The organism is Pollutimonas subterranea (genome assembly GCF_002849655.1).
GTDB lineage: Bacteria > Pseudomonadota > Gammaproteobacteria > Burkholderiales > Burkholderiaceae_B > Pollutimonas > Pollutimonas subterranea.
This window is the reverse complement of sequence record NZ_PDNW01000003.1, coordinates 269,279-284,513: the sequence shown is the minus strand read 5'-3', so window position 1 is coordinate 284,513 and position 15,235 is coordinate 269,279. Positions and strand designations below refer to the sequence as shown.

At 57.2% G+C, this 15,235-nt stretch carries 18 protein-coding genes; 8 read left to right on the top strand and 10 right to left on the bottom strand.

What is annotated here, in order from left to right; genetic code table 11:
* Nucleotides 1-18: 18 nt before the first annotated feature.
* The 3 genes from CR159_RS05645 to CR159_RS05635 are packed head-to-tail and all read right to left on the bottom strand — an operon-like array spanning nt 19 to nt 2,554.
* Nucleotides 19-1,362 carry an NAD(P)H-dependent oxidoreductase gene (locus CR159_RS05645; protein ID WP_102073024.1) on the bottom strand — a complete coding sequence of 448 codons (1,344 nt, stop codon included), beginning with the start codon at nt 1,360-1,362 and terminating at the stop codon, nt 19-21.
* 24 nt (nt 1,363-1,386) lie between these two features.
* Nucleotides 1,387-2,115: an RES family NAD+ phosphorylase gene (locus CR159_RS05640; protein WP_102073023.1), complete on the bottom strand. Its 729-nt coding sequence runs from the start codon at nt 2,113-2,115 to the stop codon at nt 1,387-1,389.
* Between the two features lies 1 nt (nt 2,116).
* Nucleotides 2,117-2,554 (bottom strand): MbcA/ParS/Xre antitoxin family protein, encoded by a 438-nt coding sequence (locus tag CR159_RS05635; protein ID WP_102073022.1) that lies wholly within the window; start codon nt 2,552-2,554, stop codon nt 2,117-2,119.
* Between the two features lie 229 nt (nt 2,555-2,783).
* Between CR159_RS05635 and CR159_RS05630 the strand changes: the two genes are divergently transcribed.
* The 4 genes from CR159_RS05630 to CR159_RS05615 are packed head-to-tail and all read left to right on the top strand — an operon-like array spanning nt 2,784 to nt 6,627.
* Complete coding sequence (locus CR159_RS05630; protein WP_102073021.1) at nt 2,784-3,791, top strand: sulfate ABC transporter substrate-binding protein; 1,008 nt, start codon at nt 2,784-2,786, stop codon at nt 3,789-3,791.
* A 3-nt stretch (nt 3,792-3,794) separates the two neighbouring features.
* Nucleotides 3,795-4,658 carry a sulfate ABC transporter permease subunit CysT gene (gene cysT / locus CR159_RS05625; RefSeq protein WP_102073020.1) on the top strand — a complete coding sequence of 288 codons (864 nt, stop codon included), beginning with the start codon at nt 3,795-3,797 and terminating at the stop codon, nt 4,656-4,658.
* A 2-nt stretch (nt 4,659-4,660) separates the two neighbouring features.
* Complete coding sequence (gene cysW / locus CR159_RS05620; protein ID WP_102073019.1) at nt 4,661-5,563, top strand: sulfate ABC transporter permease subunit CysW; 903 nt, start codon at nt 4,661-4,663, stop codon at nt 5,561-5,563.
* On the top strand, nt 5,560-6,627 hold the full coding sequence (locus CR159_RS05615) for a sulfate/molybdate ABC transporter ATP-binding protein (protein WP_102073018.1): 1,068 nt from the start codon (nt 5,560-5,562) through the stop codon (nt 6,625-6,627). The genes cysW and CR159_RS05615 overlap by 4 nt, the downstream gene beginning before the upstream one ends.
* A gap of 3 nt (nt 6,628-6,630) precedes the next feature.
* On the opposite strand, the gene CR159_RS05610 is transcribed toward CR159_RS05615, so the two are convergent.
* A complete protein-coding gene (locus tag CR159_RS05610; protein WP_102073017.1) occupies nt 6,631-7,503 on the bottom strand; it encodes an EamA family transporter in 873 nt (290 codons plus the stop codon).
* 33 nt (nt 7,504-7,536) lie between these two features.
* On the bottom strand, nt 7,537-7,881 hold the full coding sequence (arsC, locus tag CR159_RS05605; protein ID WP_439650490.1) for an arsenate reductase (glutaredoxin): 345 nt from the start codon (nt 7,879-7,881) through the stop codon (nt 7,537-7,539).
* Between the two features lie 67 nt (nt 7,882-7,948).
* Here arsC and CR159_RS05600 point away from each other — a divergent pair, with 67 nt between their 5' ends.
* From CR159_RS05600 to CR159_RS05585, 4 genes are all read left to right on the top strand, one after another.
* Complete coding sequence (locus CR159_RS05600) at nt 7,949-8,506, top strand: peroxiredoxin (RefSeq protein WP_102073015.1); 558 nt, start codon at nt 7,949-7,951, stop codon at nt 8,504-8,506.
* A gap of 115 nt (nt 8,507-8,621) precedes the next feature.
* Nucleotides 8,622-9,131, top strand: coding sequence for a glutathione peroxidase (locus CR159_RS05595; protein ID WP_102073014.1), 510 nt, complete (start codon nt 8,622-8,624; stop codon nt 9,129-9,131).
* Between the two features lie 9 nt (nt 9,132-9,140).
* Nucleotides 9,141-9,839 (top strand): glutathione binding-like protein, encoded by a 699-nt coding sequence (locus CR159_RS05590; RefSeq protein ID WP_102073013.1) that lies wholly within the window; start codon nt 9,141-9,143, stop codon nt 9,837-9,839.
* Nucleotides 9,836-10,639 (top strand): RsiV family protein, encoded by an 804-nt coding sequence (locus CR159_RS05585; RefSeq protein WP_102073012.1) that lies wholly within the window; start codon nt 9,836-9,838, stop codon nt 10,637-10,639. Before CR159_RS05590 ends, CR159_RS05585 begins: the two co-directional genes overlap by 4 nt.
* 32 nt (nt 10,640-10,671) lie before the next feature.
* Here CR159_RS05585 and CR159_RS05580 read toward each other — a convergent pair whose 3' ends face one another.
* The 5 genes from CR159_RS05580 to mltG form a co-directional block, all read right to left on the bottom strand.
* A complete protein-coding gene (locus tag CR159_RS05580; RefSeq protein WP_102073011.1) occupies nt 10,672-11,523 on the bottom strand; it encodes an ankyrin repeat domain-containing protein in 852 nt (283 codons plus the stop codon).
* A gap of 146 nt (nt 11,524-11,669) precedes the next feature.
* On the bottom strand, nt 11,670-12,440 hold the full coding sequence (locus CR159_RS05575) for a TatD family hydrolase (RefSeq protein ID WP_102073010.1): 771 nt from the start codon (nt 12,438-12,440) through the stop codon (nt 11,670-11,672).
* Nucleotides 12,441-12,448: 8 nt separating this feature from the next.
* Nucleotides 12,449-13,504: a DNA polymerase III subunit delta' gene (holB, locus tag CR159_RS05570; protein WP_102073009.1), complete on the bottom strand. Its 1,056-nt coding sequence runs from the start codon at nt 13,502-13,504 to the stop codon at nt 12,449-12,451.
* Nucleotides 13,501-14,145: a dTMP kinase gene (tmk, locus tag CR159_RS05565; protein WP_102073008.1), complete on the bottom strand. Its 645-nt coding sequence runs from the start codon at nt 14,143-14,145 to the stop codon at nt 13,501-13,503. Before tmk ends, holB begins: the two co-directional genes overlap by 4 nt.
* Nucleotides 14,145-15,155, bottom strand: a complete 1,011-nt coding sequence (gene mltG / locus CR159_RS05560) for an endolytic transglycosylase MltG (protein WP_102073007.1) — start codon at nt 15,153-15,155, stop codon at nt 14,145-14,147. Before mltG ends, tmk begins: the two co-directional genes overlap by 1 nt.
* Nucleotides 15,156-15,235 lie beyond the last annotated feature (80 nt).

Sequence of the window (15,235 nt, the reverse complement as noted above, 5' to 3'; positions counted from 1 at the left end):
CCGGGGAGAGCTGCGATTCTAATCCGATTTTGACAAGAGCTCCATGCTTTTGCGCAGTGTGTACGCAGCCGTGGTGGTGTCGATGGCCACGTCGTCCCAGGACACGCATTGTCCTTTCTTTACCGGTCGCAGCAGTTTGACATTGTGCGCCAGGCCCAGCGGCAAGCCCCCCAGACGCTGTGACGTTTCAACGGGCAGCAACTTGCCCCATACGGTATAGCCGCCCTCGCCGTCGAGTATCTCGCCGGCTTGCAAATCGCGCTTTGCCGTGGCCACGACATCCGCCGTCCAGGCAGCCGCTACGCCCGTGGCTTCGCCGCGCAGGGCAACGGAGGCGACCGACATGCCGACTTCCAGACCGATGAGGTGCCAACGCTTATAGAGCGTGAAATACCGGCCAGTGGGATCGGTGTGCGCGTTGTACTCTTCAAAGCAGTTCTTGATGTAGTCGGTTTCCGCTTCTATCGTGACCCAGACACCCATGCGGATGTCGTAGGGTATGCGCCGGCCGTTGGCTTCCAGCGACGAAACCACTTCGACCATGCCTTTACGTTCAAGTACGCCGCCTTCGCTGACAGGCCGGGTAACGAAGGGGATATCTTCTATGCTGGCCGGCGGATATTGCAGGCCGTTGGACGGTACGGAGAGACCGGTCGCGTTGGCGACAGCGCAGCTCTCGATGGATGGTTTGGAACCATCGAGGAAGCTATTGAACATTTTGGGATTGAGGCCGCCGCGTTGTGCCTGTTCGGGGCTAAGGCCGTAGTACCCCCAAACTGTCTCTGGCGTTGACTCGGAGTAATGAGGCAGCCATTTGTGGCCTCTGCCGGCTGCCACCACGGGGAATCCGCAGGTTCGAGCCCAGTCGACCAAATCGCAAATTAGCGCCGGTTGGTCGCCAAACGCCATCGAATAAATAACGCCGGCCTTTGCGGCCCTGGATGCCAGCAGCGGTCCACAGAATGCATCGGCTTCGACCGTGACGTTGACGACATGCTTTCCTTGCGCAAAGGCTTCCAGGCAGTGCTCGACCGCGGCAACCGGGTTGCCGGTACATTCGACGATGACATCGATTTGAGGAAGGCTTACGAGTGCCCTCCAGTCGTCGGTGATCCATGTGCCGCCGGTAGATAGTGCAACTTGCGCGGACGCGGCCTGGCATTGCTCCGGTTTCCAGCCGACGCGGGCCAGATTCTGGCGCGCCGCATCGGGCGAGAGATCGGCGATTCCAACCAGATGCACGCCAGGCGTGCGCGGAATTTGGGCGAGATACATGGAACCGAACTTACCGGCGCCAATCAGCCCGATACGTATGGGGTTATTCGTTGCGGCTCGTTGTTGAAGCTGCGCATAAAGGCTCATGGGGTCTCCGTCTGTCGTTGATTATTATTTGGCTGGTTTGGATCTGGCTTTTGACTTGGTTTTCGGTGTGGCGGCAACCGCCGCTACGGAAGGTTGCGGGTCGCCGGTCCAGCTCAGGGTGTAGGCAGCACCCCGGCGGACATTGCCCACCAGTGCCGGACGAAAACAGGCAAGGTTGGTACCCCCCTTGCGCCTGACACTGGGATAGACAATGCCCAAGGAACCTTGTTCAAGCAAATGGACGGCAAGCTTTTGCGACGCGACATAACTGGCGGGGTCGAGGCAAGCCATGTACGACGCGGCGTTGCGCACGTCGTGAAATTCGGCGCTGAAGTCGGCCAACAACAATTGATAGCTGATCGTATCGTGAAAATAATCGATTTCAGCGTATTCGACTATCTTGTGGAAAATGATTTCGGCCAATGCTGTTTCCACTTCAAACGCGCAATACCACGCGCCGCGCTCACCGGTGTTGAACCGGCTGCCTTCCGGGCGGGCATAGGCGTAGGCCGCATTGATCATGCGAAAGTTGGGCACGCCAAACACCAGTTCGTCTATGCCGATGCCGGGCATGGCACCGCGTTCGGCGGCAAGGCGCTGGTTGCTGGCGTTATCGAGGTCGAACAGGTCTTTCAGATGCGCAGCGTTTTCGGCCAGGGGTGCAAGCACTGAGTCTTCCTGGTCGGCAAAGCGAGAAGGCAATAGGCGGCAGGTATCCAGTTGGCGTATAAGGGTAAGCGGTGGTGCCCGCACGCTACATGCCTCCGCGGCGAGCGTCGAGCAAGGCCCGCACGGTTTGCATGGCGAGCAGCCCGCCTTCCTGCATATAGCGCAGCGGCGTCTTGCCCCCGAAGATGACGTTGCGATTGGCCATGCCTACCCATTGGTCGGCGAGGTCGTCGCCGTACAGAATATGCAGGGCCTTGTAGATACCCAGGAGGTAGGAAATACGGGTGATCCGGTCTACCTCGAGTACGCGCCCGGGCTTTTTCTTCCATTCGTAGAACGCGCTGCTTGAAACTCCACCCAGCAAAATGCAGGCATCTTCGTCGCGAAGCTTCCATGCCTGCGCAAGCTTGAAAAAGCCTTGCAGGGCCGATTTGGACAAGCGTTCGCGTGCGGCCTTGTCGTTGAGGTCGACAACCGGCGCCGGTTCGAACCGGCTTGATGGATAAGCGTAGGCGAGGCTCATGGCGTGACTCCTTTTACGGTCATTCTATACTCCGGAACCGGAGTTTACAAGCCCTGTCTGACAAAACCCGGATGGGAAACCCTGGCACTCCAGCGGGGAATCAGCATATAGCGCGCAAATCTTATGGCTTGCGCTTATTAACAATGACCGAAGTATTCGTTCTACTTTCGGACGCGGCCCCTTAGTCTTGATCCTGTACCTGAAAACAGCCATAAATAAGGATGTGCCCATGTTGCTGCCGAATTTCATCAACGCTTTGCTTGTAGCGGGCGCCGTCGTCGCGCAGTCGGCGACCGCCGCCGAGATCTCGCTGCTTAATGTTTCGTATGACCCTACACGTGAACTTTACCAAGAGTTCAATCAGGCCTTCGCCAAGCATTGGAAAGAGACCACGGGCGACACGGTTACCATCAAGCAATCGCATGGCGGCTCCGGAAAGCAGGCCCGGTCGGTTATCGATGGAATCGATGCCGACGTCGTCACATTGGCACTCGCATCGGATATAGATGCCATCGCTCAGCGCGGAGCCATCAAGACCGATTGGCAAAAAGGTTTTGCCAATAATAATTCACCATACACGTCCACCATCGTATTTCTGGTTCGCAAAGGCAATCCTGAACAAATCAAGGACTGGGGCGACCTGGTCAAGCCGGGCGTCTCTGTCATTACACCCAATCCTAAAACATCGGGCGGCGCCCGCTGGAATTATTTGGCGGCGTGGGGTTATGCATTGAAGCAGCCTGGCGGCACTGAAGAGAGCGCCAAAGCATTCGTAGGAAAGCTGTACAAGCAAGTGCCGGTGCTCGATTCCGGTGCGCGGGGTTCGACCACCACTTTTGTCGAGCGTGGCATTGGCGATGTACTGCTGGCCTGGGAGAATGAAGCTCTTCTGGCGATCAAAGAGCTGGGTCCTGACAAAGTGGAAATTGTGGCGCCATCAATCAGCATCCTGGCCGAACCACCTGTCGCCATCGTGGACAAGGTCGTGGATAAGAAAGGTAGCCGCAAGGTTGCCCAGGCGTACCTGCAGTACTTGTATACCGACGTGGGACAAGATATTGCAGGGAAGAACTATTACCGCCCTACTTCAGAAAAAATCGCTGCGAAGTATGCGCAGCAATTCCCTGACGTAAAGCTATTCACGATCGAAGACGTGGCTGGCGGTTGGGATAAAGTTCAAAAAGCACACTTTGGTGATGGCGGCATTTTCGACCAGATATACGTTCCTGGCCGCTGAACCATGTTCAGTGCTGCCGCCATACCTGCCATGCGATCCTCGCCCTTCCGCGTTATTCCGGGATTCAACATCACCTTGGGCTTCACGCTGGTGTACCTGTGCCTGATCGTGCTGATTCCCCTATCCGCGGTCTTCTTGAAGACGTTCACAATGAGCTGGAGCGGCTTCTGGGAGGCCGTCACGTCGGATCGCGTAATGGCCTCTTATCGCTTGAGCTTTGGGGCTTCGCTTATAGCCGCCGCCATCAATGTCGTCTTTGGCGGCATTGTGGCGTGGGTGCTGGTTCGTTACCGCTTCCCCGGCAAAAGACTGGTCGATGCGCTGGTCGATCTGCCTTTTGCGCTGCCGACCGCCGTCGCCGGAATAGCACTTACTGCCCTGTATGCGCCAAATGGCTGGATAGGCCAGTATCTTGAGCCGCTGGGAATCAAGGTGGCCTTCACCCCGCTAGGCATCGTCGTGGCGCTGACATTCATCGGCTTGCCCTTTGTCGTCAGGACAGTGCAGCCGGTGCTTGAAGAGGCGGAGCGCGAGCTTGAAGAGGCTGCCGCCAGCTTGGGCGCAAGCCGCTGGCAGACTTTTACCCGCGTGATATTCCCGACCATACTTCCTGCACTGCTTACCGGCTTTGCCATGGCATTCGCTCGTGCCACAGGGGAATACGGCTCGGTGATTTTCATAGCTGGAAACATGCCTATGATTTCGGAGATCGCGCCTTTGCTCATTGTGACCAAGCTTGAACAATATGACTATGCCGGGGCGACCGCCATCGCTGTCGTCATGCTGTCCATTTCTTTCCTGCTTCTTTTGGCCATCAACCTGTTGCAGGCATGGACACGTGGACGCAGTAAAGTGACGAGAAATTGAATATGTCCACCCTAGATGTAACCTTGCCCACCGCAGTGGCCCCGGTAGCCTCGTCCGTCCGCGGGAAGGCGGCCACCGTCGAACCGCGCTGGGTCCAATACGGCCTGATCGGAATCGCCCTTCTTTTCCTGGTTTTGTTCCTGTTCATTCCCTTGTTCGCGGTTTTTGCCGAGGCATTGCGTAAAGGCTGGGATGCCTATATTGCGGCGATTGTTGAGCCAGATGCCGTATCGGCCATCACGCTGACGTTGCTGGCTGCTCTGATTTCGGTGCCGCTGAATCTTGTATTCGGCGTCAGCGCCGCCTGGGCGGTGGCCAAGTTCGAATTCCGCGGCAAGAACCTGCTCATCACCCTAATCGATCTTCCGTTCTCAGTGTCGCCGATTATATCGGGGCTGATCTATGTACTGATTTTCGGTGCACAGGGATGGCTGGGACCCTGGCTGTACGAGCACGATATCAAGATACTGTTTGCCTTGCCCGCCATCGTGCTGGCGACCATTTTTGTCACGTTTCCTTTTGTCGCCCGTGAACTCATACCGTTGATGCAGTCGCAAGGCAGTGACGAAGAGGAGGCAGCCCTGGTGCTGGGTGCTTCGGGCTGGGAGACGTTCTGGCATGTCACTCTGCCGAATATAAAGTGGGGCCTGTTGTATGGCGTAATCCTGTGCAACGCACGCGCCATGGGCGAGTTCGGTGCCGTATCGGTCGTATCGGGCCATATACGGGGCATGACCAACACGATTCCGCTACACGTAGAGATTCTCTATAACGAGTACAACTTCTCGGCCGCGTTTGCTGTTGCGTCATTGCTGGCGTTGCTTGCATTGCTGACGCTGGTTCTGAAGTCCTGGATTGAATGGCAGGCGCTGCCATCACAGCATGCGCGGGAGCATGGATCATGAGTATTGAAGTACGCCATATACACAAACAGTTCGGTGACTTTTCGGCCCTGGATAATGTTTCACTGAAATTTCCCGACGGTAAGCTGACGGCCCTGTTGGGGCCCTCCGGCTGCGGCAAGACGACCTTGCTGCGCATTGTCGCGGGACTCGAGTATCCGGATTCGGGGCAGATTCTGCTGGACAATGAAAGTGCAACCGAACGGCACGTTCGCGAACGTCAAGTTGGATTCGTATTCCAGCACTACGCACTTTTCAAGCATATGAGCGTGTTCGAGAACATTGCGTTTGGCTTGCGGGTGAAACCCCGCAAGCTCCGCCCGTCCGAAGCCGCCATCCGCGAAAAAGTGATGCAGCTGCTGGAGCTCGTGCAGCTGGACTGGCTGGCGGACCGCAGGCCGGCCGCTCTGTCGGGCGGGCAGCGACAGCGGATTGCGCTGGCGCGCGCCCTCGCGGTGGAGCCGCGGGTGTTGCTCCTGGATGAGCCCTTTGGAGCCCTGGACGCACAGGTTCGCAAGGAGCTGCGCCGCTGGTTGCGCCGCCTGCATGATGAGCTTCAAGTCACCAGCATATTCGTGACGCATGACCAGGAAGAGGCGCTCGAGGTCGCCGACGAAATCGTAGTCATGAACCGTGGCAAGGTCGAGCAGGTGGGTACGCCCGCATCGGTGTACAACCAGCCCGCAACGCCTTTCGTGTACAGCTTCCTGGGCAATGTGAATCTCTTCCGAGGACGTGTACACAATGGCTATCTGGAAACCGGTGATGCGGCGTTCCATGCGCCGGCTCACCAGGATGTTCGCGACATACAGGGTACGGCCTATGTGCGTCCGCACGATATCGATATAGAACGCTATTCGCAGGGAGCCAAAGGACTGGTGGTGCGCCTGGAGCGTATTCATGCCGTCGGTCCACTGGCACAGCTCGAGCTCATGCGCAGTGATACCGCCGAACTGATCGAGGTGGTGATATCGCAGGAACGGTTGCGACAACTACAGCTGAAGGAGAGCGAGTCACTCGTCATTCAGCCGCGGCAGGTACACGTCTTCCTTGACGAGGCGGCATAATGTTTAGCGGACGGACAAAAGGATCACGCCGGCAATAATCACGATGCACCCCAGCCATCCCGCGGGCGGCACCTTCTCTTTCAGAATGAAGAAGCCGGCGAACGTCGCCATCATCATCGACATCTCGCGCAAGGGGGCCACCACGCTCACTTCTGCGCCTTGCTGCAAGGCATACAGGATCAGAATATAGGCCATGGGCGACAAGGCGCCGACCGCAAGCGCCAAATGCCACTTGCCCTGCATCTGCTGCATCATGGTCTTGCGTCGCACCCAGGTGCTAGGAGCCAGCAGCAGCGTACCTCCACAGGCGGAAAGCCAGTCCAGCAGAACCGGCGCGATCAGCAAAACCTTGACGCTGTAGGCGTCGCTCAGGCTGTACGCGGCGATGAACAGCCCTATCAGCAAGCCCCAGCGTATTCCTGTCCAGGCTTGGGCCTGGGCGAACTTGCGCCAGTTTCCCTGGGTGGCGATAAGCAGTATGCCTGCCACCACGCTGCAGATGCCCAGTATGCCGACAGCGGTAGGCACCTCGGACAGCCACAGGAACGCGCCCGCACTGGCCAGCAGTGGACCGGTGCCGCGGGCCACGGGATAGACCACGGAAAGATCGGCGGCCCGATAGCCGCGCATCAGGCAGATGCTGTAGCCCAGGTGCAAGGCACTGGACAGCCCAATGAATGCGGCCACTTCCCAGCTCCATGCCATGCCCTCATTCCACAGGATGTAGATCACCCATGGCGCGTACAGCACCGTGGACATGAGCCGATAGCAGAAGACGAAAGAAGCGCCGGCACCTGCCGCGCGCTTGGAAATCAGGTTCCAGGACGCATGAAGGACGGCCGCGATGACGACCAATAAAAAGACTTGTAGCGTCATCGGGAAACCGCGGCCATGAGTGTCACGCCGTATCTACAGGATTTCTTCCAGGACAGTCGCGGGCCGGCACAGCCGCGTGCCTTTGCCGGTAACGACAAAAGGACGATTCATCAGGATGGGATGCTCGGCCATGGCGTCGATCAATTGGTCGTCATTGACGTCCGGGTCTCCAAGGCCAAGCTCATCGAAGAGGGCCTCTTTGCTGCGTATGGCTTCGCGCGGCGACAGGCCTGCATTGTGTATGAGGTCGCGTAATTCGCCACGTGAAAGCGGTGTCTTGAGGTATTCGACAATGTTGGTTTCTATGCCGCGCGCCTGCAGTGCCTGCAACACAGTGCGCGAAGTGCCGCAACGAGGATTATGATAGATCGTGGTCATCGCCATTAACGTGAAGTCTTGTAAGGTCCGCTATCTTAGCGCTTTGAATCACCTACCGGGAGCAATCGTGGGTTCTTTTCGTCAATTCAAGATTATTGGGTGCACGGCCCTCGCCTTGTCATTCACATTGCCATTCGCTGTTCACGCGCAGCTGGAGGTGGGCGCCGCCGCGCCCGCCTTCACGATCGATGCGGCGCTCGGAGGAAATGCCTTCGCGTTTTCATTGAACGATGCGCTACAAAAAGGGCCAGTCGTACTGTATTTTTACCCTGCCGCATTCACCAAGGGCTGCACGATCGAAGCCCACGATTTTGCTGAAGCGACTGACGAATACAGGAAGCACGGCGCCACCGTGCTGGGCGTGTCGGCTGACGGTCTCGCTAAACTGAAAGAGTTTTCAGTCAGCGCTTGCCAAGGCAAGTTTGCCGTGGGGGCCGACCCAGAGGCCAAGGTTATAAATGCCTATGATGCACAAATGGCGTTCAAGCCCGATATGGCCAACCGCGTGTCCTATGTCATAACGCCGGATCAAAAAATCTACTATCACTACAGCAGCATGAGTCCGGACAATCATGTGGCCAACACCATGGCGGCCGTCAAAGAATGGGCGGCCAAGAACAAATGAGGAAAGCCGAAACGGCTCGCCGGAACTGGCGCCCAAGCTATATCGGGGGTGACGATAGCGGCGGTCTTCAATGGTAAAGTGTAAATATCAATAGCCAGAGAGTGATGCGTAAGCGATGACAACGATCTATTCTTTTTCGGCTCAGACGCTGCACGGCGATCACGAGGACCTGTCCCGCTATCGGGGCCAGGTTCTGCTGGTCGTCAACGTCGCGTCCCAATGCGGATTCACGCCCCAATATCAAGGGCTGGAATCGCTTTACCGCGAATACCACGAGCGCGGGTTCTCGGTATTGGGTTTCCCGTGCGATCAATTCGGACACCAAGAGCCAGGAAGCGCACAAGAGATCGCCAATTTTTGCTCCAGCAACTACGAAATTTCGTTTCCGATGTTTGACAAAATCGAGGTCAATGGACCTGGCGCCCATCCACTGTTTGCATGGCTTAAAGGTGAAAAATCCGGAGTCCTGGGTACGCGCGCGATCAAGTGGAACTTCACGAAATTTCTAGTGGGCCGCGACGGCCGGGTGCTGCAGCGCTACGGTTCAACCACCAAGCCCGATGCCTTGCGTAACGATATTGAAGAGGCCCTGAACGTTCAGGCAGCCTCCCCGGAAACGACATAAAGGATCAGCATGATCGATTTGCACTATTGGACTACCCCCAACGGTCACAAAATTACCCTGTTTCTTGAGGAAACGGGGCTGCCTTACACGATTTTTCCGGTCAATATCGGCAAGGGCGAACAATTCAAGCCAGAATTCCTGGAAGTGGCGCCCAACAACCGTATCCCAGCCATTGTCGACCATGCTCCCGCCGATGGAGGTGCCGCGGTCTCGGTATTCGAGTCGGGCGCCATATTGTTGTACCTGGCGGAAAAAACCGGCCAGTTCATCCCGAACACCCTACGAGGCCGGGTGGACACCTTGCAATGGCTATTCTGGCAAATGGGCGGTTTGGGTCCCATGGCCGGACAGAATCATCATTTCAATAATTATGCCGTTGAAAAGATCACATATGCCGTTGACCGCTATGTGCGTGAGACGGCGCGCCTATACAAGGTGCTTGACCGTCGGCTGGAAGGTCGGGAGTTCATTGCCGGGGAATATTCCATTGCCGATATGGCCTGCTACCCATGGGTGGTTCCGTACGAGCGCCAAGGGCAAGACCTGAACGATTTTCCCAACCTGCAACGCTGGTTCGACGCCATACGACAGCGCCCTGCCACGGCACGCGCCTACGCATTAGCCGACGAAATCAACACGGCGCCTTCGGTCAGCGACGAAGAATCCCGTAAAATCCTTTTCGGCCAGGATGCCGCAACGATCAAATGAAAAGATCGAATTCAGCACTCACTGTCCGCCTGGCACTCACCATTATTGCGGCATCGGTATTGACCGCGTGCGCCAGCGGCCCGTCGGACAATATTTCACTTATTCCCGCCCAGACCGCTGAGCAAACCAGCAAAGACGGCCTGTTCACGCAGGCGGTCAAGTGGGAACATAAGAAGCCCGGTTGCGAGGGCGACTGCCCCACTGTAAAGCTGGACTCCATTGTTTTTCCGGGCATTGCGCGACTGACCGAATTGGTGGACCACGCTCTGGCTGTCATGACCGGCGTAGGCAGCAGCGGCGCTCCACCCTATGCAACAATAAAAGAATACGAGGCGTACTTCTGGAAGACGGCGGCCCCACGCGATTCCACCCTGCTGGCGGCCAAGACACGTTACCGGAACAAGTACCTGACTGTCGTTGAACTGAATACCTGGCAGTATTTCACCGGAGCTGCCCATGGCATATCGGCCACTCAGTTCCTGAACTGGGACAATGCAACCGGCAAGGTACTGGGCCTGGCTAATGTGCTGGAGAGCGGAAAACAGGACGCCTACCTTGCCGCCCTGAAAGAGGTGCATGCGCAATGGCTGGCGACGAATCCGGATGCCATGAATGACCCGGCCGCGTACAACCGGCTGTGGCCGTTCCAGGCCAGCAGCAATTTCGCCTTTACGGATGGTGGACTACTGGTGAAATACGACTCGTACCAGATCGCGCCCTACTCGTCCGGACAGCCGGAACTGCTGATTCCCTACAGCAGGCTGCGAGGGATATTACGGCCTGAATTTATACCTACCTGATCATAGCGGTGCCTTTTTCAAGGCACCGCTTTTTACTTGAAGCGGTCCAGGTCGAAATAAGGCGATGTCGACGCCGGCTTTTCCGCTTTCTTTTGCGGAACATTGCGTTCAGCCGCTGCGGCCCCTGCATCCACGTCGCCCAGGTCTATCGTCTTGATTCCCGATGCATTGCTGCCGGTTTCGGCCCGCTGACCTTCGCTTTGACGCGCGGCTGCGCGCTGTTTCAGGGTCTTGTCGGTGAGGGACTCGAGCATAGCCGCCAGTGCCGTGTGCTTGTTGTTGATGGCCCAGTCGGCCGCGTCCAGCTTTTGAAGATTCTGTGTCGTGACTTCCGCCCCATGATCCAACAGCAAGCGGACCATCGCTTCGCTTCCTGAATGTGCCGCCATCATCAAGGCCGTAGTACCGTCTGGCGCGGGTGCGTCGATGATCGCGTTATTTGCTATGAGCATCTTGGCTGTTTCCAGTTTGCCCGTCGATGCAGCATAGTGCAGCGGCGTCCAGCCCAGGCGATTCACCATCGCCCCGCGCCGGATCAGGTCTTTTGCCCGCTTGGTATCCCCGAGCACCGCCAGGTACATCAGTGGCGTTTCACGATTGACGTTGATGGCATTGAGTGCGGTTTTTCTGTTCGCGGCAAGCACGTCGTAGACGCCCCAAGCGCCGTCACGGATGGCCTGCATGATGGCGGGTTGGCCCTTGGGACTCAGTTCGTTTGGGTCCGCGCCCCGCGCCAACATGGTCTTTACGTTCGAAACGCGATCATTCGCGATGTCTACCCACCAGTCAGCCGGATTGGCCGCATGCGCGCTTAGACACAGCAGTGCGGCTGCCAAGCCGAGCCCCCAGGTACGACATGCAAGAAAAAGCGGAGGTAATTTCATAATTTACTTTAACTAATTAACATTAACTATTTTGCTTTATATAATCAACATTAATTTGTGTTCGTAATGACTTGATTAATAAGAATTTATTTGAAATTTTTCATCGATTCGGATTATCTAGTATCAATATAATCCTATTTCTAAACTTAATTCCCTATCTTATTGAAAAGCCTAAAGAAATTGTCAGTCGAATGTTTTGCCACCTCGGCGACTGAAATTCCTCGTAGCTCTGCGATTTTTTCCGCCACATGCATGACATTCGACGGATCGTTCAGTTTACCGCGGTGAGGAACGGGTGCCAAATAAGGAGAATCCGTTTCAATCAGAAGGCGATCCAGCGGAAGCTTGGTGGCCAGTTCCTGGAGGTCTTGGGCTTTCTTGAACGTAACGATACCGGATAGGGAAATATAAAAGTTCAGCTCCATCGCCGCTTGCGCGACTTCCCATGATTCCGTAAAGCAGTGCATGACTCCGCCGTACTGATCGGCTCCCTCTTCCTTCATGATGCGCAGGGTGTCCGCGCTGGATGAACGGGTATGGATAATCAAGGGCAAGCCGCTGGCGCGACTCGCCCGGATATGGGTACGGAAGCGATCGCGCTGCCACTCCAGCGGTTCGGCCATGCGAAAATAGTCCAGGCCGGTTTCTCCTATGGCCACGACTTTTGGCGACTGGGCCATGTCCACCAGCTCTTGAACCGTCGGTTCGGGCGTATCCTCGTAGTCCGGGTGTACCCCTACTGATGCGTACAAGTGGGGATGCGGCGCGACCAGTTCCATGAGCCCCGGCCAGTTCGGCAGGTTCACGCTGACGACCAAAGCATGGCTGACCTGGTTTTGCGCCATACGGCTGAGAATATCAGGCAAGTTCTTTGCCAGTTCCGGAAAGTCGAGATGGCAATGAGAGTCTACGTACATAATCGTTCCTAAGGCCGGCACGCCAGTGCCACGCGTTGCAAAGTGCTGTGTATCAGCAACTTGGCATTGAGCGGATGCCTGGCTGTTGCACGTTGCTGTGCCAGCCATTTTGCTGTTTCCGCCAGATTGGCCAGCGCCGCATGCGCAGCAGCAAGGCGTATGGATTCTTCGAGACCCGGATAATAACGCAGCGGTGCGCCGCTGGCCGCAAGAAGCAAGTCCATGAAGAGGCGCTGGAGTGCGTCGATCCAGACTTCGGTAGGCACCTTTTCCAGGTGGTCAGCCAGTGGACCGATATCGACGGGAGCGGACTGGGCCAATGGCGCGATCAGCTGGCTGAGCCAATCGGGACACGGACTCTGGCCGGTTTGCGCCAATTGCAACGCCAGCAAGGGTGCTCCGCCCGCCGCGGCAAGCCACAGATTCGCGTCGTTCACCTGTTGTTGCCCCAGCCATTCCAGGCTTGCGCTTTTTTCCGGTACGGGCAAAGGCAGGCGGCGACAGCGCGAGAGCAACGTGGGCAGCAAACGGTCCGGCGCGTCCGCAACGAGCAGGAAAACCGTATGCTCGGGGGGTTCCTCGAGCACTTTCAGCAGCGCATTCGCGGAAATGCTGTTCATGGCCTGCGCGGGATACACCACGGCGACACGCCAGCCGCCACGGTGGGTTGCGGTATTGAACCAGGAGCTCAAGCCTCGTAATTGTTCCACCCGGATGTCTTTCGACGGCGCCTTCTTGGCCGTAGTTGGCGCTACGTCATCCTCGTCCGCGTTCCCGTTCGCGGCCGCCGAACCCTCTTCGAGCGCAACGGCTTCAGGCCGGACACGACGCAAATCGGGGTGGTTGCCGCTGGCCAGCCAGTGACATGCGACGCAACGGCCACAAGCCAACCCATTCTGCGGCGACTCACACAGGAGACTCGCGGCGGCCGCCAGGGCGAATTGGCGCTTTCCGATGCCGGGAACGCCGTGAATGAGCCAGGCGTGGGCAAACCGTTCGCGCTGCGTGAGCCACGACGCCGCGAGCTGTTCCTGCCAAGGCAGGAATGACGCCAGATCACTCATTGGATGCTGCCTTCCTGATGGGCCGACACCAGCTCATCGATCTGCAGGAGCAGAGCCCGGCGCACTGCTTCGATAGAGACCGTTGAGTCGATGATATGTAAGCGCTGCGGATGCTTGCGGGCCCGCTCATGGTAGGCATGACGGGTCCGTTCGAAAAAGGCGTCGCCTTCTTGCTCGAACCGATCCAGATCCCGGCTATTGCCAAGGCGCTCACGGGCTACCTCGAGCGGAACATCAAAAAGCCAGGTACGGTCGGGTTGCAGATCGGCATGCACCCATTGTTCGAGCGCGCTGATACGGTCCTCGCCCAATTGCCGCCCACCGCCTTGATAAGCATAGGTCGCGTCGGTGAAACGGTCGCATACCACCCACTTGCCGGCATGTAGTGCAGGCCTGATGACTGTCTCCAGATGTTCGCACCGGCCAGCAAACATGAGCAGGGTTTCTGTTTTCAGGTCCATGGATTGCGTCAACACCAACTGGCGCAATTGTTCGCCCAGGATCGACCCCCCTGGTTCCCGCGTAGACACCACCGGCAGGCCCCGGCTCTGCAGTTGTTCCACAAGCCACTGGACATGCGTGCTTTTCCCGGCCCCATCCAGCCCTTCAAGAGTAATAAAACAGCCGCGCTGAACATGCATCAGTTACGTCGCCCCAATATATATTTGGATACCGCCCGATTGTGGTCGACGAGGTTCATGGAGAACTCGCTGGTTCCGTCGCCTCGGGAAACAAAATAGAGAAACTTGTGGGTTTCGGGATGCAGGGCCGATAACAATGCTGCCTTTCCGGCACTGGCGATAGGTGTTGGCGGTAGGCCCCCGCGCGTGTATGTATTCCAGGGCGTGTCGGTGGTGAGGTCTTTTTTTCGTATCCGACCCTGATAGGCATCACCCATTCCATAGATGACCGTTGGATCGGTCTGCAATGGCATGCCCAGCCGAAGACGGTTGATGAATACCCCCGCCACACGCTGCCTATCGGCGCTGTGGCCGGTTTCTTTCTCGACGATGGAAGCCAGTATCAGGGCTTCATAAGGGTTCTTCAATGGTAATTCAGGATCGCGTTCGGCCCAGGCTGAAGCCAGTAATTGTTGCTGGGCATGATAGGCGCGCCGCAAGATATCAAAGTCTGAGGAACCCGGCACGAAGATATAGGTGTCCGGATAGAAAAGGCCTTCCAGGCTGCTTTCGGTCGCGCCCAGCTTCTTTGCTATTTCTTCATCGGAGACCGTCGAGAGCGTCTGCCGGACCTGCGGATTCTGTTCCAAGGCCTGGCGGATGCGCTGATACGACCATCCTTCCACCAAGGTTATCTGGGTTTGCGTCATGTCGCCGTTGGCCATGCGCTCGAGCAATGTGCGCGGCGTATCGCCACGTACTGCCTCGTAGGCACCCGCTTTGATCAAGGTATCGCGCCCTGTCAGGCGGGCCAGTGCGACAAAGGCGTCTTCGTTGATAATAATGCCCGATTTATTCATCAACTGGGCGATGGTCCGCGGGCGGCTCCCCGATTCAACGACATAGTCGATGCGTTCCGCGTTCATGGAAACGGGGCGCTCGACCCAGTACCAGGCCGCCGCGCTCAGGCCGGTGGCGACGAGCGCCACCAGCAATAGCGTGTACAGCATGAAAGATTTTAATTTTGTCATTGAACCAAAGTGTAGCCCGGGCTAGAAACGGGGCGATCGGTAGGAAGTCGGGCGCACCGCACGATAATGAGTATCACTGC

Excerpts from the sequence above, each read along its gene's own strand:
- CR159_RS05645 (WP_102073024.1), bottom strand. The coding sequence starts at position 1,362 with ATGAGCCTTTATGCGCAGCTTCAACAACGAGCCGCAACGAATAACCCC.
- CR159_RS05635 (WP_102073022.1), bottom strand. The coding sequence starts at position 2,554 with ATGAGCCTCGCCTACGCTTATCCATCAAGCCGGTTCGAACCGGCGCCG.
- CR159_RS05630 (WP_102073021.1), top strand. The coding sequence starts at position 2,784 with ATGTTGCTGCCGAATTTCATCAACGCTTTGCTTGTAGCGGGCGCCGTC.
- cysT (WP_102073020.1), top strand. The coding sequence starts at position 3,795 with ATGTTCAGTGCTGCCGCCATACCTGCCATGCGATCCTCGCCCTTCCGC.
- cysW (WP_102073019.1), top strand. The coding sequence starts at position 4,661 with ATGTCCACCCTAGATGTAACCTTGCCCACCGCAGTGGCCCCGGTAGCC.
- CR159_RS05615 (WP_102073018.1), top strand. The coding sequence starts at position 5,560 with ATGAGTATTGAAGTACGCCATATACACAAACAGTTCGGTGACTTTTCG.
- CR159_RS05610 (WP_102073017.1), bottom strand. The coding sequence starts at position 7,503 with ATGACGCTACAAGTCTTTTTATTGGTCGTCATCGCGGCCGTCCTTCAT.
- arsC (WP_439650490.1), bottom strand. The coding sequence starts at position 7,881 with ATGACCACGATCTATCATAATCCTCGTTGCGGCACTTCGCGCACTGTG.
- CR159_RS05595 (WP_102073014.1), top strand. The coding sequence starts at position 8,622 with ATGACAACGATCTATTCTTTTTCGGCTCAGACGCTGCACGGCGATCAC.
- CR159_RS05590 (WP_102073013.1), top strand. The coding sequence starts at position 9,141 with ATGATCGATTTGCACTATTGGACTACCCCCAACGGTCACAAAATTACC.
- CR159_RS05585 (WP_102073012.1), top strand. The coding sequence starts at position 9,836 with ATGAAAAGATCGAATTCAGCACTCACTGTCCGCCTGGCACTCACCATT.
- CR159_RS05580 (WP_102073011.1), bottom strand. The coding sequence starts at position 11,523 with ATGAAATTACCTCCGCTTTTTCTTGCATGTCGTACCTGGGGGCTCGGC.
- CR159_RS05575 (WP_102073010.1), bottom strand. The coding sequence starts at position 12,440 with ATGTACGTAGACTCTCATTGCCATCTCGACTTTCCGGAACTGGCAAAG.
- holB (WP_102073009.1), bottom strand. The coding sequence starts at position 13,504 with ATGAGTGATCTGGCGTCATTCCTGCCTTGGCAGGAACAGCTCGCGGCG.
- tmk (WP_102073008.1), bottom strand. The coding sequence starts at position 14,145 with ATGCATGTTCAGCGCGGCTGTTTTATTACTCTTGAAGGGCTGGATGGG.
- mltG (WP_102073007.1), bottom strand. The coding sequence starts at position 15,155 with ATGACAAAATTAAAATCTTTCATGCTGTACACGCTATTGCTGGTGGCG.